Origin of the sequence: Mycetocola zhadangensis (assembly GCF_003668565.1) — a bacterium.
Taxonomy (GTDB): Bacteria; Actinomycetota; Actinomycetes; order Actinomycetales; family Microbacteriaceae; genus Mycetocola_A; species Mycetocola_A zhadangensis.
This window is the reverse complement of sequence record NZ_RCWJ01000001.1, coordinates 1,211,717-1,230,542: the sequence shown is the minus strand read 5'-3', so window position 1 is coordinate 1,230,542 and position 18,826 is coordinate 1,211,717. Positions and strand designations below refer to the sequence as shown.

At 63.9% G+C, this 18,826-nt stretch carries 20 protein-coding genes; 6 read left to right on the top strand and 14 right to left on the bottom strand.

All coding sequences use genetic code 11. The features are described 5' to 3' along the window. Nucleotides 1-52: 52 nt before the first annotated feature. The 6 genes from D9V28_RS05925 to D9V28_RS05895 form a co-directional block, all read right to left on the bottom strand. Complete coding sequence (locus tag D9V28_RS05925) at nt 53-892, bottom strand: class II glutamine amidotransferase (protein ID WP_121658713.1); 840 nt, start codon at nt 890-892, stop codon at nt 53-55. Between the two features lie 344 nt (nt 893-1,236). After that, nucleotides 1,237-2,334: an NYN domain-containing protein gene (locus D9V28_RS05915; protein ID WP_121658924.1), complete on the bottom strand. Its 1,098-nt coding sequence runs from the start codon at nt 2,332-2,334 to the stop codon at nt 1,237-1,239. A gap of 70 nt (nt 2,335-2,404) precedes the next feature. Next, nucleotides 2,405-2,701, bottom strand: coding sequence for a DUF503 domain-containing protein (locus D9V28_RS05910; RefSeq protein WP_121658712.1), 297 nt, complete (start codon nt 2,699-2,701; stop codon nt 2,405-2,407). A gap of 44 nt (nt 2,702-2,745) precedes the next feature. Next, on the bottom strand, nt 2,746-3,570 hold the full coding sequence (locus D9V28_RS05905; protein ID WP_121658711.1) for a VOC family protein: 825 nt from the start codon (nt 3,568-3,570) through the stop codon (nt 2,746-2,748). Nucleotides 3,571-3,719: 149 nt separating this feature from the next. Further along, the gene (locus D9V28_RS05900; protein ID WP_121658710.1) at nt 3,720-5,513 is read right to left on the bottom strand and encodes a DEAD/DEAH box helicase; all 1,794 of its coding nucleotides are present in this window, start codon (nt 5,511-5,513) and stop codon (nt 3,720-3,722) included. 98 nt (nt 5,514-5,611) lie between these two features. After that, nucleotides 5,612-5,950 (bottom strand): hypothetical protein, encoded by a 339-nt coding sequence (locus D9V28_RS05895; RefSeq protein WP_121658709.1) that lies wholly within the window; start codon nt 5,948-5,950, stop codon nt 5,612-5,614. A 243-nt stretch (nt 5,951-6,193) separates the two neighbouring features. On the opposite strand from D9V28_RS05895, the gene D9V28_RS05890 reads away from it, so the two are divergent. After that, entirely contained in the window at nt 6,194-6,724 is a 531-nt protein-coding gene (locus tag D9V28_RS05890) for a nitroreductase family deazaflavin-dependent oxidoreductase (protein WP_121658708.1), read from the top strand. Here D9V28_RS05890 and D9V28_RS05885 read toward each other — a convergent pair. Continuing rightward, a complete protein-coding gene (locus D9V28_RS05885; RefSeq protein WP_121658707.1) occupies nt 6,710-7,252 on the bottom strand; it encodes a GNAT family N-acetyltransferase in 543 nt (180 codons plus the stop codon). The genes D9V28_RS05890 and D9V28_RS05885 overlap by 15 nt on opposite strands. A gap of 193 nt (nt 7,253-7,445) precedes the next feature. Here D9V28_RS05885 and msrA point away from each other — a divergent pair, with 193 nt between their 5' ends. Continuing rightward, nucleotides 7,446-7,967: a peptide-methionine (S)-S-oxide reductase MsrA gene (msrA, locus tag D9V28_RS05880; RefSeq protein ID WP_121658706.1), complete on the top strand. Its 522-nt coding sequence runs from the start codon at nt 7,446-7,448 to the stop codon at nt 7,965-7,967. 87 nt (nt 7,968-8,054) lie between these two features. Here msrA and D9V28_RS05875 read toward each other — a convergent pair whose 3' ends face one another. From D9V28_RS05875 to D9V28_RS05865, 3 genes are all read right to left on the bottom strand, one after another. After that, nucleotides 8,055-8,780 carry a DUF72 domain-containing protein gene (locus D9V28_RS05875; RefSeq protein ID WP_121658705.1) on the bottom strand — a complete coding sequence of 242 codons (726 nt, stop codon included), beginning with the start codon at nt 8,778-8,780 and terminating at the stop codon, nt 8,055-8,057. A 150-nt stretch (nt 8,781-8,930) separates the two neighbouring features. Next, nucleotides 8,931-9,431, bottom strand: coding sequence for an SRPBCC family protein (locus tag D9V28_RS05870; protein WP_121658704.1), 501 nt, complete (start codon nt 9,429-9,431; stop codon nt 8,931-8,933). Next, nucleotides 9,428-9,778: an ArsR/SmtB family transcription factor gene (locus tag D9V28_RS05865; RefSeq protein WP_121658703.1), complete on the bottom strand. Its 351-nt coding sequence runs from the start codon at nt 9,776-9,778 to the stop codon at nt 9,428-9,430. The genes D9V28_RS05870 and D9V28_RS05865 overlap by 4 nt, the downstream gene beginning before the upstream one ends. 617 nt (nt 9,779-10,395) lie before the next feature. On the opposite strand from D9V28_RS05865, the gene D9V28_RS05860 reads away from it, so the two are divergent. Then, on the top strand, nt 10,396-11,916 hold the full coding sequence (locus D9V28_RS05860) for a DUF222 domain-containing protein (protein WP_121658702.1): 1,521 nt from the start codon (nt 10,396-10,398) through the stop codon (nt 11,914-11,916). A 120-nt stretch (nt 11,917-12,036) separates the two neighbouring features. Here D9V28_RS05860 and D9V28_RS05855 read toward each other — a convergent pair whose 3' ends face one another. Further along, on the bottom strand, nt 12,037-12,612 hold the full coding sequence (locus tag D9V28_RS05855) for a TetR/AcrR family transcriptional regulator (RefSeq protein ID WP_121658701.1): 576 nt from the start codon (nt 12,610-12,612) through the stop codon (nt 12,037-12,039). Between the two features lie 17 nt (nt 12,613-12,629). Further along, nucleotides 12,630-13,331 carry a ribonuclease H family protein gene (locus tag D9V28_RS05850; protein WP_121658700.1) on the bottom strand — a complete coding sequence of 234 codons (702 nt, stop codon included), beginning with the start codon at nt 13,329-13,331 and terminating at the stop codon, nt 12,630-12,632. 152 nt (nt 13,332-13,483) lie between these two features. On the opposite strand from D9V28_RS05850, the gene ligD reads away from it, so the two are divergent. Continuing rightward, nucleotides 13,484-14,533, top strand: a complete 1,050-nt coding sequence (gene ligD / locus D9V28_RS05845; protein ID WP_121658699.1) for a non-homologous end-joining DNA ligase — start codon at nt 13,484-13,486, stop codon at nt 14,531-14,533. Here ligD and D9V28_RS05840 read toward each other — a convergent pair. Next, nucleotides 14,530-15,582: an ATP-dependent DNA ligase gene (locus tag D9V28_RS05840; protein WP_121658698.1), complete on the bottom strand. Its 1,053-nt coding sequence runs from the start codon at nt 15,580-15,582 to the stop codon at nt 14,530-14,532. The two genes, ligD and D9V28_RS05840, sit on opposite strands and share 4 nt — an antisense overlap. Nucleotides 15,583-15,698: 116 nt before the next feature. Here D9V28_RS05840 and D9V28_RS05835 point away from each other — a divergent pair, with 116 nt between their 5' ends. Both D9V28_RS05835 and D9V28_RS05830 read left to right on the top strand, forming a co-directional pair. Further along, the gene (locus tag D9V28_RS05835; protein ID WP_121658697.1) at nt 15,699-16,139 is read left to right on the top strand and encodes an MSMEG_6728 family protein; all 441 of its coding nucleotides are present in this window, start codon (nt 15,699-15,701) and stop codon (nt 16,137-16,139) included. After that, complete coding sequence (locus D9V28_RS05830; RefSeq protein ID WP_121658696.1) at nt 16,136-17,029, top strand: DUF72 domain-containing protein; 894 nt, start codon at nt 16,136-16,138, stop codon at nt 17,027-17,029. The genes D9V28_RS05835 and D9V28_RS05830 overlap by 4 nt, the downstream gene beginning before the upstream one ends. A 15-nt stretch (nt 17,030-17,044) precedes the next feature. On the opposite strand, the gene D9V28_RS05825 is transcribed toward D9V28_RS05830, so the two are convergent. Beyond that, entirely contained in the window at nt 17,045-18,745 is a 1,701-nt protein-coding gene (locus D9V28_RS05825) for an NAD(P)/FAD-dependent oxidoreductase (RefSeq protein WP_183086434.1), read from the bottom strand. Between the last annotated feature and the right edge of the window lie 81 nt (nt 18,746-18,826).

The following is an 18,826-nucleotide window of genomic DNA, read 5'->3' as shown; positions in this document are numbered from 1 at the left end:
GCACCGAAGACAAGCGGCCCTCGCGATGGACCGCATTGCCCGGTGCCTTGCCCTACGCCGCGGTTGCCGCCGCCGGCGCAAACTCGTGCAGGTCCACGCGGCCGCCCCGCACAACAACCGAGGAGGATTCAGGCACTTCTTCCCACGCTCCACGCAGATCGCCGAGAGGTTCCGAGACCACAAGCCGAGCGTCATCGGAGAGATCGTGAAGGAGCGGGTTATCGGGGTATTGATGGCGAAGCGTCGAGACATCTGTGCTTCGGAACAGCGAACGAGACCGGCCCTCGCTCGAGTAACGAAACGCCCACGTGGTGTCTCCATCAGTCGTCGCCACGGTCATCTGCAACGGGAACTGCACACCGTGGTTCCGTCCGGTTTCTTCGATGAAGCCCACGGCCCTCGCCACTGCAGCGCGAGGGTCCTCAGCCAACCCGAACGTGAGCGCGAGAAAGAAGAAGGTCTCAGAGTCGGTTGACCCTTCAATGTCCGGATACAGGGACGGGTCCACAGCCATCACCAAATCCCGTTTGACCAAGGAGAAGTCAGCGATCGAGCCGTTGTGCATCCACAACCAGTTCTCATAACGAAACGGGTGACAGTTGGACTGCTGGATGGCAGAGCCGGTGGACGCTCGGATGTGGGCAAAGACACGACCAGCGGATGCCTGTGCCGAGAGTTCACGCAGGTTGCGATCATTCCATGCTGGCTCAATGCTGTGGTAGATGCCCGGTGTTGCATGGGAACCGTACCAGCCGATGCCGAAACCGTCGCCGTTGACCGTCTCGGCGCCGAGCCGCGAGTGTCGACTCTGGACGACGAGCGAGTTCGCCGGCTTGTACAGCAGATCCTCAATCGACACCGGCGAACCGGAGTACGCAAGCCAACGACACATAACTTCTCGCTCTCATTTGGATGCCAAACTTTTGCAACAGTGAACACCGGGCACAGTGCCGCCGAATCATCCGCCGAGGGTGACTCCGACGCGAGGCCAACCCGGTCTCGGTGGATCGCCCTAGGAGATCTCCCGAAATGCCAGTCCCCGTTGCGCGAGACACTCAGACAGAATCCGGATGGACTTCGCGCCGATGCCGTGAAGGTCGAGGAGCTCAGCGGTCGTGACAGTGGTGAGCTGGTCGAATCTGGTGTACCCGTTCTCGGCGAGTGCCCGTCTCGCGACATTACCGAGCTCGCGAGGAAACTCGGTCGGAGCCGCAATGTCGTCGGCGGCTGCTCCGCTCAGCTGTCGGAGAGAGCGGGTGCGAGTCGAACCAGCCTGGCCGTGCTAGTCTCGTCGATCTCGGCGACAGCTTCACGCGACTTCACGAAGTCCGAGAAGGACCGGAAACCAAGGGCTTTCTCGCTGAACGACGGGTCCATGCGTTTCATCTGCGTCTTCACGTTCGAACTGTGCAGCCAGTCGGCGTCGTCCTTCTCGTGCCCCAGCCGGAGCGCGCGCTCAAGCAGCCCGGTCGCGACATCCTGGGGGTCGGGCTCGACCTCTGGTTCGTCGTCGATTTCGGGGTCAGGTGCCGCTGCGCGTCGGGACGCGCGGCGCCGCGGAGGTGCCGCCGGCATATCGGGGCCGGAGAAGACGAGTGCGGTGGGCGAAACCGGCTCCTTCGCTGGTTCGGAAGCGACAGCATCCGTTATCGATTCTGCAGCGACGGCATCCGTCGGTGTCTTCTTCGAACGGGAGGCCCGTTTCGCCGTTGCCGGCTTGTCGGGCTCGGGTGCTTCGACCACGGGGGCCGGGGGGATCGGCTTCACACCGGGGAGTGCGTCGTAGGTGGCGAACTCGTCACAGGCGGCAGCAAGCGAACGGCTGGTCGATCCAGCAACCCCGATGCCGACCACGTAACGCCCGAGACGCTTGCAGCGCTGCGCCAGGGCAATGTAGTCCGAGTCGCCAGCCACGATGATGACGTGGGTGAGGTCGGGAAGTCGGAACATATCCTCAACGCTGTCAACGGCAAGTCGGATGTCTGCACCGTTTTTCGCGTAGGCGGCCGCCGGGAACAGCTGGACCAGGTCGACGGCACGGCTGACCAGCTGTCCGCGGTAGTCAGCGTTGAACGGAGCAGACCAGTCTGCGTATGCCCGTGTGAGCACGAGGGTACCGAATGACGAGGCGAAGTCGATGATCGCACCAACGTCGACGGTCGCGCGGCTCAGCTTCTCGGCGATCTCGGGATTCGCCTCGCGGTCGGCCGCGCTGAAACCGCGTGCCCTGTCGCGCATGAACTGGCTGCGACCGTGCACCTGGTCGTAGCGCGAGATCACGATGTTGTCGAAGTCGATGTAAACGGCGACGCGCGAATCGACGGGTTCTGGCATGAGGGACTCTTCTCGATCGAGGGCGTACTTCCAGTCTGGCGGGTCGATGCGGAACCCGCCAAAAGCAGCGCTACTCGTCATCAGGTGTCGAGAGCCCGCGCCGTGCCGAGAGCAACTCGATCTCAGGGCGGTTCGCGACCGATCGTTCAATGGCGTCGAGGATGTCGCCGGCGTGCCGAAGGTCGGGTGAGACGACCGCGACGCCGACGGCTGCGCGGCGATGCAGGTCGAGCGAGCCCACTTCAGCGACGCTCACATGGAAGTGTTGTTGCAGGTCGGCGACGAGCGGCCGAATCACCGAGCGCTTTTCCTTCAGTGAGCGGACGTCACCGAGCAGAATGTCGAATTCGATCCAGCCAATCCACATATCTTCAGGATGCCATGTGGCGACTTCCGGAGCGGGCTTGCGTGTCAGGCGGGCTGGCGGAACTCACTGACAACGAACTGAGCACCCTGCGGGTCTCGGAGGCTGGCCAGAGCCGCCCAGTTGTGTTCGGTCGCTTCAAGCAGCGTCGCGCCAAGCGATTCCGCGAGCGTGACACTGTCATCACGATCCATAACGCTGAAGGTGACTTGCCAGTGCGAACTTTCCACCCCTGTTGCGACGCTCATGTTACCAATCACGTCGGCGAACCCCGCTGGAGCGTCGGCTTGCCGCACGTAGATATCCGGGTCGGCCGTTGCCGCGAGGTGGTCACCGTACCCGGGCACACTGATCATTCCGTCGAACCCCGCACCGAAACTCAGGTATCTCCAGCCGAAGACGTGAGAGTAGAACTCGGCGGCAGCATCACGGTCGGTGGTGCGAAGGTCGCTGAAGTTCCACGAGCCGGGCGCGTTCACGACCTGCGCTCCCGGTCGCCGGTACGGCTGCCAGAGGCGGAATTCAGCACCGTGCGGGTCGCGGCAGGTTGCCGTTCGTCCACCGGGCCCAGCGTCTTCGGCCGGGGACACCACGGTTCCGCCACCTGCCACGACCTGCGCCGCAGATTCGTCGGCATCCGTCACCGCAAAATAGGTATTCCAGGCCGGACTGCCGGACTCCGAGCCGATTGCTGCCACATCCTGACCGTCGAGTTGGGCGATGAAGTATTGAGCGGGTGCATCCTCCGCCATCACCGACGTGAAGGTCCAGCCAAACAGGCGGCCGTAGAAGCCCCGGGCGGCCGCAGTGTCGGGCTGATCAGTGTCGACCCAGCACGAGACCCCGTGCGGATAGGTACGTGAAACAGTCATAATCGATCTCCTTCTCACGAGCGCGGCGCCGATGTCACGCCGCTCTGCGGTCAGAGTAGTACTCGGCTCCGACAGCGGAGAAGAGATGCCTTACAAACGCACAAACGCCCTTCGCTCGGAAGCGAAGGGCGTCTGTGTGTGTTGCTCGCTTAAGAGCGCGGGGCGCGCGTGTCGTCGCGACGTGCTGACGACTTGCGGTCGGGCTTCAGCTCGATGAGCTTGCCGCTGATGCGGGTCTCCTTCAGCTTGTCGAGCGTCTCGGGGGAGAGGTTCGCCGGAAGCTCCACAATGGAGAAGTCCGGGAGAATCTTGATCCCGCCGAAGTCCTCGCGGCTCAGACCACCCTCGTTTGCCAGTGCACCGACGATCTGGCGCGGCTCGACCTTCTGGCGCTTGCCGACCTCGATGCGGTAGGCGGAGAGCTGCTGGTCGCTCGAGCGCGGCCGGCGTTCGGGACGCTCGCCACGAGCGGGGCGATCATTCCGGTCGCCACCACGTGCCGGGCGATCGTTACGGTCGCCACGGGTTGCCCGTTCGTCGCGTTCCATCCGCTCGCGGTCACGACGCTGCGCGCGCTCGTCCTCTGCCGTGAGCAGGAGGGGTGTTTCGCCCTGTGCAACAACAGCGAGCGCGGCGGCAACATCAGCCTCAGGGACGTCGTGGTGCTCGACGTAGTGGTTGATGATGTCGCGGAATGTCTCGATCCGCTGGCTGTTGCTCAGCGCTTCGGTGATGGCGTCATCAAAGCGAGCGAGGCGCGTCACGTTGACGTCCTCGACGCTCGGCAGCTGCATCTGGGTGAGCGGCTGGCGTGTGGCCTTCTCGATGGCGGTGAGCAGGCGACGTTCGCGCGGCGTGACGAAGCTGATCGCCGCTCCGCTGCGACCGGCGCGGCCGGTGCGGCCGATGCGGTGCACGTAGGACTCGGTGTCGATCGGGATGTCGAAGTTGACCACGTGGCTGATGCGCTCGACGTCAAGACCGCGAGCAGCGACATCCGTTGCAACGAGGATGTCGAGCTTGCCCGACTTGAGCTGCTCAACGGTGCGCTCACGCTGTGCCTGCTGCACGTCACCGTTGATCGCCGCTGCGGCGTACCCACGGGCCCGAAGCTTCTCGGCCAGAGTCTCGGTCTCGTTCTTCGTGCGAGTGAAGACGATCATGCCCTCGAAGTTCTCGACCTCAAGGATGCGGGTCAGCGCGTCGACCTTCTGCGGGTACGACACCATGAGGTACCGCTGCGTGGTGTTCGCCGAAGTCGTCGTCTTGTTCTTGACGGTGATCTCTTCGGGGTCGTGCAGGTACTTCTTGGAGATCCGTCGGATCTGCGCCGGCATCGTGGCAGAGAACAGAGCCACCTGCTTGTCTTCGGGGGTGTCGGCGAGAATCGTCTCGACATCCTCAGCGAAGCCCATCTTGAGCATCTCGTCGGCCTCGTCCAGGACGAGGTACTTGAGCTGCGAGAGATCGAGCGTGCCCTTTTCGAGGTGGTCCATGATGCGGCCGGGGGTACCGACGACAATGTGGACGCCGCGGCGAAGAGCCGACAGCTGAACGCCGTAGCCCTGTCCGCCGTAGACCGGGAGGACGTGGACGCCGCGCATGCCACCTGCATAGCTCTCAAATGCCTCACAAACCTGGAGCGCGAGCTCACGGGTCGGCGCGAGGACGAGGGCCTGCGGGCTCTTCTGCGACATGTCGAGCCGGGAAAGGATCGGCAGTGCGAACGCTGCGGTCTTTCCTGTGCCGGTCTGGGCGAGTCCAACGACGTCGCGGCCGTCGAGAAGGACGGGAATGGTTGCTGCCTGAATAGCCGAGGGGGTTTCGTACCCGACTGCCTTGAGGCCTTTAAGGACTGTGTCGCTCAGTCCGAGATCGGAAAATGTGAGAGCTTCGCGGGCAGTTTCTGCCTCGCTCAGCGTCGTCGTGTCAGAAGACGTCATAGGTTCAACGGTAGCCCCTCTCGCGCCCTGTTGTGTCAGCGAACGGCTCTCATGGGACGACGTGCAGTATTACCGGCGTCTCCTACGCGCATTTTGCGTCAAAATCTGAGCCAGAAAACGCCGAGAGCGCCGAACGCGGGGCCCACAAGAACGACAAGTAGAACCGCCACGCCAGCGAGCAGGAGCCAAAGCCACCAGCGGCCCCCGGCGTTCGCTATGGAGAGCGCCAGAAATATCGGCACGCTCAACTCGACCAGGACGACCGCGAGCACAGCACCGGCGAAGGCCGAGAGATACGAGAAAGCCACGAACAGGCTCGGTGCGATGGACAGCAGAGTGGCAAGAACGCCGACAACACCGACCACCCAGGCGAAAATGAGGCGGAGGGTCCGCGAGGGAGCGGCGGCTTCGCTGGATTCTCGGGATTCTCGTTCCATGGCAGCGATGCTATCGGCCCGGGTGCCAGCGCGGGCACAAACGATCGATTCAGTCTTGCTCGGTCGCCAACGGCTGCTTAAGGGCGAGTTCCCCAGCCGGTACCGACCGAGCGGGATTTGCGGCCAGCCACTTGTGACGGCGCGACGGCGCATGCGGGCGTTGGGAATTGAGCACGCGGCAATCGGGGCGTTTCGCACACAAGGCGCCTCGTGGCATCCGCTCGACAAGGCCAGGATGGGAGCATGCCGACCGTTACTCAGATCGTCCGCGCGGGAATTGCCCCGCTCAGCCGCACCCGCGCCTTCCGGGCGGTCGCGCCGAGAGCACTGCCGCCGTTTGAACGATTTCTCACTCGGATCACCGGCGGAAAGGTGCAGGTCAGCGGCCTGCTCGTGCCGTCGCTGATGCTTCACACAGTTGGTGCGCGCAGCGGCGAGAAGCGCGAGTCACCGCTGATGTACACACCCGACGGGCACGGCCGGGCCCTCGTCGCCGGAACCAGTTTCGCCCGCGAGAAGCACCCGGCGTGGACTCACAACCTGATCGCGAATCCGGATGCCATGATCACGGTGAGAGGACGCCGCCTATTGGTGCACGCGACGTTGATTGACGACCGCGACGAGCGCGAGGCCGCCTGGCGTCGCATCGAGAGCCAATGGCCCGGTTACCGCGGCTATGAGCGAGATTCGGGGCGGCGCGTTCGGATCTTTCGGCTGCAACCGTTGCGGGAGCTGGGCGCAGGGGAAGCTGCGGGGGAGTCAGGCGTCAAGTGACCGGGTCAGCCAGACGATGTCGCCACCGTCGTCGGTTGTGACACGGTCGCGGGAGAAACCAATCTTCTCCAGCACGCGGAAGGACGGCGGGTTCCACGGGCGCACGGTTGACCAGAGCCGCGTGCGGCCCGTCGCTCTCGCCGCGTCGACGATCACCTGGGCGGCTTCCGTGGCATACCCGTTGCCGTGTGCCGAGCGGAGAAGCTCGTAGGCGATCTCGGGCTCCTCAATGCTCGCGCGGCCGATGACCAGGCCGCAATAGCCAAGAAACATGCTCGGGTCGTCGCGTCGACGGAGCGTAAGAAGGTGGATGCCGCGACCAGGAGCGCTCTCTCGGGCGCCGTCGATGTCGGCCAGTGCCTCGTCCATGGTGGGCAATGGGTCGCCCCGTTCGCCGACGAGCTCGCGGTAGCCGGATGCGTCGGCCCGGTCCCAGAGTCGCAGGATGAGGCGCTGAGTTTTGAGTTCGAACGGCAACGGGCGGAATGGCGCCCGTGCGATCTGTCCCTCGTCGGTATGTGGACTCATAAAACCCCTTGGTGTGGCACGCACATTTCGTTCAGGCTATCGACCGAGCCGCCCGCGGGCGAGGAATATTTGTTTGGGCGCGCTGGAGCATCCGTTATCTGTTCACGGCCCGCATTCAGGTAACCGGGAACAGGGGAGGCGTCGCGGGCGTTCCTCTTTTTCGGCAGACTGTTCCGAGACAAGGGAGCCACTTATGACGAACACAACACAGACCGCGATCCTCGCCGGTGGATGCTTTTGGGGAGCCCAGGAGTTGCTGCGCAAGCGCCCGGGAGTGATCTCGACGCGCGTTGGATATTCGGGCGGCGACACTCCGAATGCGACATACCGCAATCACGGAACCCACGCTGAGTCGGTCGAGATCGTCTTCGACCCTGAGCAGATTTCGTACCGAGACATTTTGGAGTTCTTCTTCCAGATCCATGACCCGTCGACCAAGAACCGGCAGGGCAACGACGTCGGCATGAGCTACCGCTCGGCGATTTTCTACCTCGACGAGGAGCAGAAGCGTGTCGCTCTGGACACGATCGCCGACGTCGACGCCTCGGGCCTCTGGCCGGGCCCGGTTGTGACCGAGGTCACCGCGGCCGGCCCGTTCTGGGAGGCCGAAGAGGAGCACCAGGACTACCTGGTGAAGTACCCGAACGGGTACACCTGCCACTTCGTGCGCCCGGGATGGAAACTTCCGCGTCGCGAGGCGGAGACCGTCTCCTAAGCAACACTCACCGAAACGCCGTGGCCGTCCGCCGCGGCGTTTCGCCGTTAACCGCGCGACGTGGTGCTCAGCCCACCGACGTGGCGCTCAACCCACCATCGCTCGGAGCGTGTCGGCGTTGCGCACGGCGTTGCCGTCGCCGTCGTTGTTGAAGTACACGTACACCTCGGTGCCGGCGTCGCGCCATTCGCGGAGCCGGTCTGCCCACCAGGCGAGATCCTGGTCGGAGTACGAGCCGCCGTAGAGGTGGTCGTGGTCTGGGCCGTGCATTCGGACGTAGGCGACGGGCGAGGTCACCCGGAGGACGCACGGGAGGTTCGCTCCGCTCATGACGCAGTAGGCGGCTCCGTGTGACTCGAGGAGCCGGAAGACGTCGTCGGTATGCCAACTCGGGTGGCGGAACTCGACGGCCACAGCGATCCAGTCGGGGAGTTGACCCAGAAAGTAGCCCAGTCGCACGTCGTCCCGCTCGAGCGACGGTGGCAGTTGAACGAGCAATACCGCCCGTTTGTCGCCGAGCTCGTGCCAGGCGCGGGTGATTCGCTCGACCCAGGCCTCGGGCGCATACAGCTTCTTGCCGTGGGTGAGCCCACGCGGCGCCTTCACGGACAGCCGGAAGCCCTGCGGCAACCGACGGCGCCAGCTGGCGAATGACGTGTCGCGCGGCCAGCGGTAGAAGCTCGCGTTCAGTTCAACGGTGTCGAACCGGTTCACGTAGTACCCGAGCCGGTGCCACCGGGGGAGTCCCGGCGGGTACAGAACGCCGTCCCAGTGCTCGTAACTCCAGCCGGACGTGCCGATGTGGATGACCATCCGACCTCGCTTCCGTTGCACCCAAGGTAACCGACAGCATCGCCGCCTCGGTCCGCCGTTCGGCGGCATCACGCACGGTGCGCCCTGCGGTCGAGCATGGCGCACGCGAGGCAGCGACCGTGTGAGCCGCCACCTCGCGTGCATTTCGGGCTAGCGCGAAACCGACGACTCCGCCAGTATCGCGTCGATCTGGCCGAGCGCCTCGGCCATGCCCTCTTCCATCCCCATCTTCATCATCTCGTCGAGCTGCTCAGCGCTCTTGAAGGTGTTGACCAGGGTCATTCGGGTGCCATTCTCGACGGTTTCCAGCGTCACGGCGCATGTTGCGAAGTCCGTGCTGTCGACCGGCTCGCCGCTGTCGTCGGAGAATCCGTCTTCGAATTCAAGTCGGTGTGGCGCGTGTACGGCGAGGATTCGCCACCAGCCATAGGCTCTGGAGCCGTCGGGCATTGTCATGAAGTAGCGGGCGTCCCCTTCGGGCGAGAACTCCAGCTTGGTGAACGTTGCTGGCACAGTTGGAGGCCCCCACCAGCGTTCGAGCTGACGCGGGTCTTCCCAGACCTGCCAGACGCGGTCGACGCTGGCCGCAAACTCGGTGGTGAAGGTCAGCGTGAGGTTTTCGACATCCTTGTGCGAAAGAGTGAGAGTCATTTGTTCTTGTCCTTCTCGGGCTCGGAGAGAATCTCTCCGATACGAATGGCACGTTCATGCCAGATTTGTTCGTAGGCGTCGAGCAGTTCTTTCGCTCGACGGAGCGCTTCGGAGTTTCCGTGCACGATCTGCTCCCGTCCCCGACGCTCCTTAGTAACCAACATCGCGCGCTCAAGCACCGCAACGTGTTTCTGAACGGCCGCGAAGCTCATTTCGTAATGCTTCGCGAGGTCAGACACCGACTGTTCGTGCCGCAGTGTGCGCTCGATGATGTCGCGGCGGGTACTGTCTGCCAGGGCCTGGAAGATGCGGTCCACCGCGGTGTCACTCAACTCATATACAACCATTTGGTTGTACGTTAGCACGACTCCGGCACTCTCGCTAGGGCCGGTTTGAGAGCATTTTTCGAGCGGATGCCACGGGCCTCAGCGCTTCGTGCGGGTCACCTATCCGAAGCGAAAACTCGAGCTGTCCTCGAGCGCCGTGGTCTCATATCTAGCCAGCGTAAAGACGTGTCACGCGGCCCATCTAGACGGCGTCAGGATTGCGGAAAAGGCTGCATTTCCGTGGCATTCGGTAGCAAGGCGGGGTCAGGCCTATCGCCATCGTGGACGATCGCGGCCACCGGTGAGGAGGCTCGTTCGAAAGATTGGAGAATATACTTTCGATTCCGGTGGTTAAGAGTTACAATTGAGTATGGCAAGGATGTCCGAGCAGATTCGAGAGGTCGCCTTCAAAGTGAGCGACCGAATCTCTCGCTGCGAGGCGGCCGCTGAGAACTCGGCGGAATTCGGATCGACCTTGATCTCGAGGCCTTTCGAAATAGGATCCTCCGGCACTACTGCTATCAGTGGTGCCGGTTCTTCGTTAAGTGCCGCTCCGTTGTCGATGGTGCTTGACCGCGCGTCAAACCAAGAGCTGGAGGCCCTGCTCCGAGACGCGGCGCGCGCAAAGTCTGAACTCGATGTGGTCATCGCCGCGGGTGCAGGGGTTGTGGCCAAGCGTTCAACTCGTGACCTGGGTTATTCGGGGTGGGCTCAGTGGTGACCGGACGGCTGTGAATCTGGTTCAGCGTCTCACCGGGTCAACGAAGACCGAGGCCTTCCGGCAGGTCCGTCTTGGCGAAGCGATGGGTGAGGCTGACGCCGCGACCCACCCGGTCGGGTTGCCACCCGGAACAGACGGCACCGGAGAGCCGCTCATCGACCCTGAGGGCAGTGTGGAGGTCGGCCCGAACCCTGACGCTCCCACCGCCGGAGTCATCCAGCTTCGACCGGTTCCCGTCGTGCCGTGGCACGAGCCGCTCACACGGGCAGTTCGAGACGGTGTCATTCGGTCAGAAGCAGTGACGATCATCATGCGCGGCCTCGGTAAGCCGGAAGAGCGGGTGAGTGTCGAGATGCTCCGCGCCGCCGCGGAGGAAATCATTGCTGACGCGGCAGGCGTTCACGCCGACGATCTGGGCGCGAGAGCGCGACACCTGCGCGACCGCATCGACCCGGCCGGAGTTCAGTTGCGCTGGGATGAACGCTACGAAAACCGCAAGTGGCGGTTCGGCCGCACCGAAGACGGCACCAAAACCGCATACGTCACCTTCGACGAGGAGGGCGCAGCCTGGATGGAATCCATCGTCGGCTCAGCTATGCGGCCGCGACGCGGTGGACCTCGCATGGTCGACGCGGAAGAGGCCGAGCGTGCAGAACGGCTGCGACTCGACAGCCGCTCCAACGATCAGATCGTCTACGACATCCTGATGGGCGCACTGAAGGCAGGTGTCCAGGCAGACCCGAGCACGACGTTCGGCTCCCGTCAGCCGGGAATCCGGGTGGTCATGACCGAGGAGAGCCTCAACACCCGCACTCCCGACGCCGAAGGTTCCGAGTTTCTGACCGGCACCGGGTATCTCGAAGACAACAAAGACGGTGTCCCCGGAAGCGTGATCGAAAAGCAGATCTGTATCTCCGGAATCTCTCCGATCCTCATGGACACCAGCGGAACAATCCTCGACGTTGGACGAGAGCAACGGCTCCACACGCCGAAACAGCGGGTTGCTATGGCGGTTCGCGATGGCGGGTGCCGCATCGCGGGATGCGATTGCCCGCCGTCGATGACGGAAGCGCACCACATCAACGAGTGGGCGGCACACGAGGGGCGCACCGACCTGGCTGATGGAATCCTGATGTGTCCGTTCCACCACAACTACGTTCACACCAAAAAGTGCCAGGTGGAGCGGATCGAGGGTGAGTACTACATGGTTCATCCGCCCGGTGTCGATGGGGAACGTGTGCTCATCGAGATGCCCTCCAAATCTCCGCTCGAAAGGGAGCGCATTCGTCAGCGTGCGATCCAGGCCGCGAACGACGCCGCCGACGCCGCAACACGCGCGACAGCTGATGCGCGTGCCGAGGAGGCGCAGGGCGCGAGCGGGCCGGCTGCGGGGGAGAACTCCGCCGACCCACCGTTGAGGATTGCTGGCACGGGGTAGATCACCGCTTCAATGCCGAGGAGCAGGAGCGTCGGCTTCGGTGCACCGGGCGTCCCTGGCCGGGTCGGTGCTGAGCCGCGATCGTTGATGGAAACGGGCCGTAGACGAGTGGGCAAGGCTTCAGTGGCCGACGCGACCGAAGAGAAACGACGCCGACACCCGGACGGCGTCATCCACAGAGGCTCCCATTTCCTTGGGCAAAGCACCCTGCAGCCAGAGAGTGGCGAAACCGTGAACGAAAGCCCACGCGCTGACATTGGTCAGGATGGTGTCTCCACCCCGGCGCTCCGGCGGGAGCGATGCGACCCCGCGGAAGAGAGCGGATCGGCTCATGTTTCGGGCCTTGACCAGACCGGGGTCATCGTTGTGGAAGAGATCGGGTCGGAACATGACCTCGAAGTACGCCTCGTGGTCGACGGCGAACCGCACATAGGCGACGCTCAATTCGACGAGGTCCGTGGCCGGCTCGACCCGACCGAGTGCTTCGGTCAACAATCTGTAACCCTCGGTGGCGACAGCGGTGAAAAGACCCTCCTTGCCACCAAAGTGGTGCGCGGGAGCCGCGTGCGACACCCCGATTCGACGGGCCAGATCCCTCAGGCTGACCGCTGCCGGGCCCGAATCGCTGATCACATCGACCGCGGCGGTGATTACGGCGTGCCTCAGGTCACCGTGGTGATACGGACGCTCACTCACCGGTATCTCCTGTCTTCTCAAATCAGGGCGCGAAGGAAGTCTTCGGCGCTGACGCCCTTCTGGCGGGCGCGCTCCTGCAGCCGGATGTTCTCTGCAGCGCTGAGCGACAACGTAATGGTGTGCCACTCCGTGCCGCTGATGTCGTCGTCGAGGTCGAAGAGGCTCGGTTCGAGGATTTGCGGAGCCGGCGACGAATCAGACGGTTCGTTTGCTGGGGCGTTCGCGACAGCATCCGAATCTGGTGATGGCGTAACCGCACCGGGAAAGCCGGGACCAGACGGAATCTCGCGACCACGCTGGAACGCCTCGGCGACCGCACGTGCGCGGGTGTCCGCTGCCTCATTGAGTTCGTGGCCGATGTGACCCTTCACCCACTCGAATTTGTATCTGCGGCCTACCAGTACTTCATCGAGTTCTTTGAGCAGATCGATGTTGAGTACCGGCTTACCGTCACTTTTGCGCCAGCCTTTGGCCTTCCAGCCGCGCATCCACTTGGTGACGGCGTTGATGACGTACTGGCTGTCGCACAGAACGAGGAGGTCATCGTCGACGTGGGCGGTCGCTCGGAACAACTCGAGCACTGCCTTCAGCTCGGCCTGGTTGTTGGTCGCATGCTTCCAACCGCCAGCACCCCAACGCTCGTCGTCGACGTACCAGGCCCAACCTGCGGGTCCCGGGTTGCCAAGTGCCGAGCCGTCGGCTGAGGCGGTGATCGTCATGCTGCCCTTTCAGTCGCGACCTGTCGTCGGGACTGACCCATCGTATCGATGAGCGCGCGCGACTCCGGGGAAGCCAGCGGGGGAGTCTGGGGTGGCCATGGCGGGCGGGGCAAGGGGTGACGTCGCTTGGAGTGCCCCGCTAGGTTGGTCGCATGGCTACCGACGCAGTCGTCCTTCCCGTTGACGGACCCTCTGGAACGCGCGACGTTCGTATTTCGAGCCCTGGGCGGGTGCTCTGGCCGGAGCCGGGCATCACGAAACTTGACCTGGCGAAGTACATGGTTGAGGTGGGGTCGGCGTTCCTCGCGGCCAATGGGGACCGGCCTGTGTCGCTCGAGCGCTTTCCCGGCGGAATCGACGGCGAACGATTCTTCTCCAAGAACCCGCCGAAAGGAGCCCCGGACTACGTGCGCGCGGTCACGGTCACCTACCCGAGCGGTCGGTCGCACCCTCAGGTCGTTCTTGATGAACCCGCAGCCGCGGTGTGGGCCGTTCAGATGAACACCGTCGTGTTCCACCCGTGGCCGTCGCTTGCGGGCAACTCAGACAATCCCGACCAGCTGCGCATCGACCTCGACCCCCAGCCAGGCACCGACTTCCACGACGCGATCCCGGCGGCGATCGAACTCCGCTCGCTTCTCGAAGAGGCCGGACTGACGGCCTTTCTCAAGACAAGCGGAAACCGCGGCATTCATGTGTTCGCCCCGATCGAACCCAGCCACGAGTTTCTTGAGGTGCGGCACGCCGTTATCGCGGCAGCGCGCGAACTCGAACGGCGAATGCCCGACCAGGTGACAACGAACTGGTGGAAGGAAGAGCGGGGCAAACGCATATTTGTGGACTTCAACCAGGCCAACCGCGACCGCACAATGGCGGGCGCATACAGCCCTCGTGCCCTCGCCCACGCCTCGGTCTCATGCCCGATCGAGTGGGACGAGCTGGAAAACGCAGACCCCAGGGCGTTCACCATCGAGACGGTGCCCGAGCGGCTCCGCACCATCGGTGACCCGTGGGCACGCTTCGGCGAGAACCCCGGCACGCTCGACACCCTCCTCGGGTGGTGGGACCGGGACGTGAAGAACGGGCTCGGTGAACTGCCGTTCCCACCCGACTTTCCGAAAATGCCAGGCGAGCCGCCGCGTGTGCAGCCGAGCCGGAAGAACGCAGCAAACTGGGACGGCGAGGAGAAAAAGTCCGGCTAGACCAGCACGTCGTCCAGGTCGTATGCGATCGGCCGGTCGAGCTGGTCGAAGGTGCATGAGGTTGCTTCCCGATCCGGCCGCCAGCGTTCGAACTGCACGGTGTGCCGAAACCGCATGCCCTCCATCTGGTCGTATTGCACCTCGAGAACCCGGGTGGGTTCGAGCGGGACGTACGACACATCCTTCGAGCCCGAGAACCGACTGCGGTCGGTTTCAGCAGAGACGATCTCGCCGTCCGTGTCCCGCTTCACGAGTGGCGCGAGCTCATCGATCAGCTCCAGTCGACGCGCATTACTGAAAGCGGATGCTCCGCCAACATTGAGCAGGACACCATCGTCTGTGTAGAGCCCCAGGAGCAGAGAGCCCACACCGTTCCCGCTCTTGTGGACCCGATAGCCGACCACGACGGCATCCGCCGTTCGGTGGTGTTTGATTTTGAGCATCAGCCGCTTGCCCGGCGCGTATGCGGCGTTCAACGGCTTGGCGACGACCCCATCCAGGCCAGCGCCTTCGAACTCGACCAGCCACCGACGGGCAAGGTCTACGTCCGTCGTCGTCGTCGTCACGTGCAACGGGTGCGGCAGCGCGCCGAAGAGATCGTCGAGCATGGAGCGGCGCCGGGAGAACGGAGCGTCGAGGAGCACCTCATCAGCCTGTGAGAGCAGATCAAACGCCACGAACATCGCCGGTGTTGTCTCGGCGAGCAGGTTCACGCGGCTCGCCGCCGGGTGGATGCGTTGCGACAGCGCCTCCCAGTCAAGTTTCTGGGAACCCTCGGCGCCCTGTGGCACCACAATTTCACCGTCGAGAACGCAAGGTCCGGGCAGAAGCCGGCGAAAGGCATCCGTCAATTCAGGAAAATACCGCGTCAGCATCTTCGAGCCGCGACTGCCGATCTCGACGTTCTCACCATCAAAGTAGATGATCGCGCGGAAGCCGTCCCACTTCGGTTCGTAGCTCAGGCCACCATCGACGCTGTCCGGTTCGGGGACAGCTCCGATCGCTTTGGCGAGCTGCGGCGAAACGGGAGAGGCTGGCGAGAGTTCCATGGGTCGATCCTGCCGGACTCGGCGCGATTGCGACAGTGTGCGGTTGCGAGTGGCCCGGTGTGCGGTTCGTCAACCCATGTCTACGCCGCGGCTGCCTGGGCTAACGTCAAAACACTGTGCAGACCTTCCTTCCTTACCCCTCATTCGCCGAGAGCGCTGCCGTTCTCGACCGCTCGCGTCTCGGAAAGCAGCGCGTTGAGGCGCTTCAGGTGTTGCGCGCCGTCACCATTCCGACCTACGGCTGGCGCCACCATCCCGCCGCCAAGATGTGGCGTGGGTATGTGCCGGGGCTCACGAAATACGCGTTGGAGATGACGGATGCCTGGATCGCGCGCGGGCACAGCGACACTGTGCGACCGCAGGTGTTGCTGTTCGCGCCCGAGGTGAATGACCTCCGACAGGACGAACTCGATCTGCCGCCGTGGATCGGCGACGAGGCATTTCACCTCAGCCACCGTTCGAACCTGGTTCGGAAGGATCCGGAGTTTTACCGGGACGTGTTCCCAGGCGTTCCTGACGACCTGCCGTACGTGTGGCCGGGCGAGACGTTGCGATGAGCGTCGACGCGGCGGAACTCGCACCGGTTGACCCGGGTCAATCGGGCATCGGCGCCGCTCGGATCGGGATCTCAGGTTGGCGTTATGTGCCGTGGCGGTCGGTGTTTTACCCCAAGGGGCTGCCGCAGCGGCGGGAACTCGAGTACGTCTCTGGCCGGATGAACTCGGTCGAGATCAACGGGTCTTTCTATGCTCTGCAAACGCCGACGAGCTACCAGCGCTGGGCAGACGAGGTGCCGGATGACTTCCTGTTCTCTGTGAAGGGCGGACGCTACATCACCCATATTCTTCGGCTGAAGGATACTGAGAAGGCTCTGGCGAATTTCTTCGCCTCAGGGGTGCTCGCGCTCGGACCGAAACTTGGCCCTGTGCTCTGGCAGGTGCCGCCAAACCTCGCCTACGACAGGGACACTCTCGATGCCTTTCTGGCGACGCTGCCGTGCACGACGTCGGCGGCCGTCGAGGTCGGCCGCAACCATGATGAGCGGATGGACGGTAGGGCGTGGCTGAAAACCGACGCTGACAGGCCTCTCCGGCACACGCTCGAGATTCGGCACCCCAGTTTTGAGTGCGAGGACTTTGTGCAGCTCGCTCGTGATCGAGACGTGGCCATTGTTGTGTCTGACAGCGCAGGACGGTTTCCGCAGATGTTTGAGGTGACATCCGATGAAATGTACGTGCGACTACACGGTGCAGAAGAACTCTACGTGAGCGGGTACCCGGAGGATTTGCTGCAGACCTGGGCCGCCCGGGTGCACGGCTGGCGGACAGGTGAGTCGACAGACGGCCGAGCACGCGACGTCTACGTGTACTGCGACAACGACGCCAAGGTGCGTGCTCCATTCGACGCCATGCGCCTGGCCGAAATCGTCGCAGAGTTGGCCGCCTGACCTCCTCGATCTGACCTAGCGCGCGTTGCGTTCCGCGAGGAAGGCGTGCACGGACGACACGACGACGGAGCCCTCGCCGACGGCTGACGCCACTCGCTTGACCGAACCGCGCCGAACGTCACCCACCGCGAAGAAGCCGGGCACCGACGACTCGAGCGGTGCTGGTGGCCGATCCCTCGACCACACCCGGCGTCCGCCCTCAACCACCATGTCGTTACCAGTGAAAACGTAACCCCACTGATCGCGAAGCACTGCATCATCGATCCATTCCGTGTGGGGAGCGGCGCCGATCGTGATGAAGAGGGCGCTCGCCGGAACAGTGGTTTCGTCGCCGGCCACCCGGTGCCGCAGCACGACGGCGTCGAGTCCCTCATCGGTGCCGATGGCTCCAACGATCTTCCGTTCGGTGAGCAGAGCCACTCCCGCAGCGCTCAGCTGGGTGATCAGGTAACTCGACATGCTCGCCGCCAGGTTCGGACCACGCACAACAAGCGAGACCGAGGCCGCGTACCGTGCGAGGTGCAGCGCTGCCTGGCCTGCCGAGTTCCCGCCACCGATCACGAGCACATGTTTGCCGGTCTGGGCCTTCGCTTCCACGGCGGTTGCGCCGTAGAACACCGACGTTCCGACGTACCGTTCGAGCCCGGGCACGTGAAGCCGTCGATAGGACACCCCCGTCGCCACAATGACCGACCGGGCCACCACCTCATCGCCCCTGTCCAGTGTGAGCCGAAAGCCCTCATCATCCATCGACATGCCCACAACGTTCCTCGTGTGTCCGAACCGCGCACCGAACGCCCACGCCTGCTGGTAGGCACGGTCCGACAGGTCGGCACCGGACACACCGCTGGCGAAGCCCAGATAGTTACGAATCAGTGAACTTGAGCCGGCCTGCCCTCCGACCGAATCCCGTTCGAGAACGAGGGTGCGAAGACCTTCGGATGCCGCGTACACGGCGGCAGCGAGGCCTCCCGGTCCTGCGCCAACGATGGCGACATCGGAAATTTCGGATGTCGGCACCGAGGTGCTCAGCCCGAAGACGTCGGCGAGCTCGGCGTTGCTCGGGTTCACGAGGATGCCCCCGCCAGCCACCTCGACCACCGGCGCGTCCGAGCCCACGGCGGTGAGAGAACCGAGGATCGCGCTGCCCGCAGCGGACTCCGGGCTGCTCACCCGGTGCCGAATGCCCGCCCGGGAGAGATACCTGATGATCTCGTGAACTCGTGGCAGGGATGACGAGCCGACGATCGTGGCATCCGGTGTTGTCAAAGTGCTTGATCGTTCAACGGCATAGAGCAACTCGGTGACCGCGCGGTGAAAGTACTCGTCGGGCGAGCGCCGAGGGAGCACAATGTAACAGTCAGCCTGTGTCGATGCGAGTGCCGAAAGCACCACTTCCGCCGTTTTCGGAAGAGCCCACGACCCCCACTCGATCACGAGCCCGCGGCGCACGTCGGGGAAGAGATGGCGAGCGAGGTGGAACACTGAGCCGTGAGTGGTGTCCTCGGTCAGGTCGTCAGAGAGAACGAGCACGACTGGCACGGCGGAGGATGACGCATCACGCAAGGCGTCGAACGCTCGAACGGCGCTGTCGGAGGCAACAACGTCATAGTCACTGGAGTACCGGCGGGTGAGCTCGTCGACGATCCTGCCCCGGGAGTGTGGCGAAGCAAGGCAGACCAGGATCCTCGGGCGTTTGGGCTGTTCGCTGGTCATTCGGAACCTCCCCGTTGAGTGCCCGCGATTCTGCCCGCGAGTGTACTCGGCGGCGGCGCTGGACTCCAGAGCGGCGGGGGC

Bases quoted from the DNA above. Each gene is read 5' to 3' on its own strand.
- D9V28_RS05925 (WP_121658713.1), bottom strand. From the start codon at position 892: ATGTGTCGTTGGCTTGCGTACTCCGGTTCGCCGGTGTCGATTGAGGAT.
- D9V28_RS05915 (WP_121658924.1), bottom strand. From the start codon at position 2,334: ATGCCAGAACCCGTCGATTCGCGCGTCGCCGTTTACATCGACTTCGAC.
- D9V28_RS05910 (WP_121658712.1), bottom strand. From the start codon at position 2,701: ATGTGGATTGGCTGGATCGAATTCGACATTCTGCTCGGTGACGTCCGC.
- D9V28_RS05905 (WP_121658711.1), bottom strand. From the start codon at position 3,570: ATGACTGTTTCACGTACCTATCCGCACGGGGTCTCGTGCTGGGTCGAC.
- D9V28_RS05900 (WP_121658710.1), bottom strand. From the start codon at position 5,513: ATGACGTCTTCTGACACGACGACGCTGAGCGAGGCAGAAACTGCCCGC.
- D9V28_RS05895 (WP_121658709.1), bottom strand. From the start codon at position 5,950: ATGGAACGAGAATCCCGAGAATCCAGCGAAGCCGCCGCTCCCTCGCGG.
- D9V28_RS05890 (WP_121658708.1), top strand. From the start codon at position 6,194: ATGCCGACCGTTACTCAGATCGTCCGCGCGGGAATTGCCCCGCTCAGC.
- D9V28_RS05885 (WP_121658707.1), bottom strand. From the start codon at position 7,252: ATGAGTCCACATACCGACGAGGGACAGATCGCACGGGCGCCATTCCGC.
- msrA (WP_121658706.1), top strand. From the start codon at position 7,446: ATGACGAACACAACACAGACCGCGATCCTCGCCGGTGGATGCTTTTGG.
- D9V28_RS05875 (WP_121658705.1), bottom strand. From the start codon at position 8,780: ATGGTCATCCACATCGGCACGTCCGGCTGGAGTTACGAGCACTGGGAC.
- D9V28_RS05870 (WP_121658704.1), bottom strand. From the start codon at position 9,431: ATGACTCTCACTCTTTCGCACAAGGATGTCGAAAACCTCACGCTGACC.
- D9V28_RS05865 (WP_121658703.1), bottom strand. From the start codon at position 9,778: ATGGTTGTATATGAGTTGAGTGACACCGCGGTGGACCGCATCTTCCAG.
- D9V28_RS05860 (WP_121658702.1), top strand. From the start codon at position 10,396: ATGTGGTCATCGCCGCGGGTGCAGGGGTTGTGGCCAAGCGTTCAACTC.
- D9V28_RS05850 (WP_121658700.1), bottom strand. From the start codon at position 13,331: ATGACGATCACCGCCTCAGCCGACGGCTCGGCACTTGGCAACCCGGGA.
- ligD (WP_121658699.1), top strand. From the start codon at position 13,484: ATGGCTACCGACGCAGTCGTCCTTCCCGTTGACGGACCCTCTGGAACG.
- D9V28_RS05840 (WP_121658698.1), bottom strand. From the start codon at position 15,582: ATGGAACTCTCGCCAGCCTCTCCCGTTTCGCCGCAGCTCGCCAAAGCG.
- D9V28_RS05830 (WP_121658696.1), top strand. From the start codon at position 16,136: ATGAGCGTCGACGCGGCGGAACTCGCACCGGTTGACCCGGGTCAATCG.
- D9V28_RS05825 (WP_183086434.1), bottom strand. From the start codon at position 18,745: ATGACCAGCGAACAGCCCAAACGCCCGAGGATCCTGGTCTGCCTTGCT.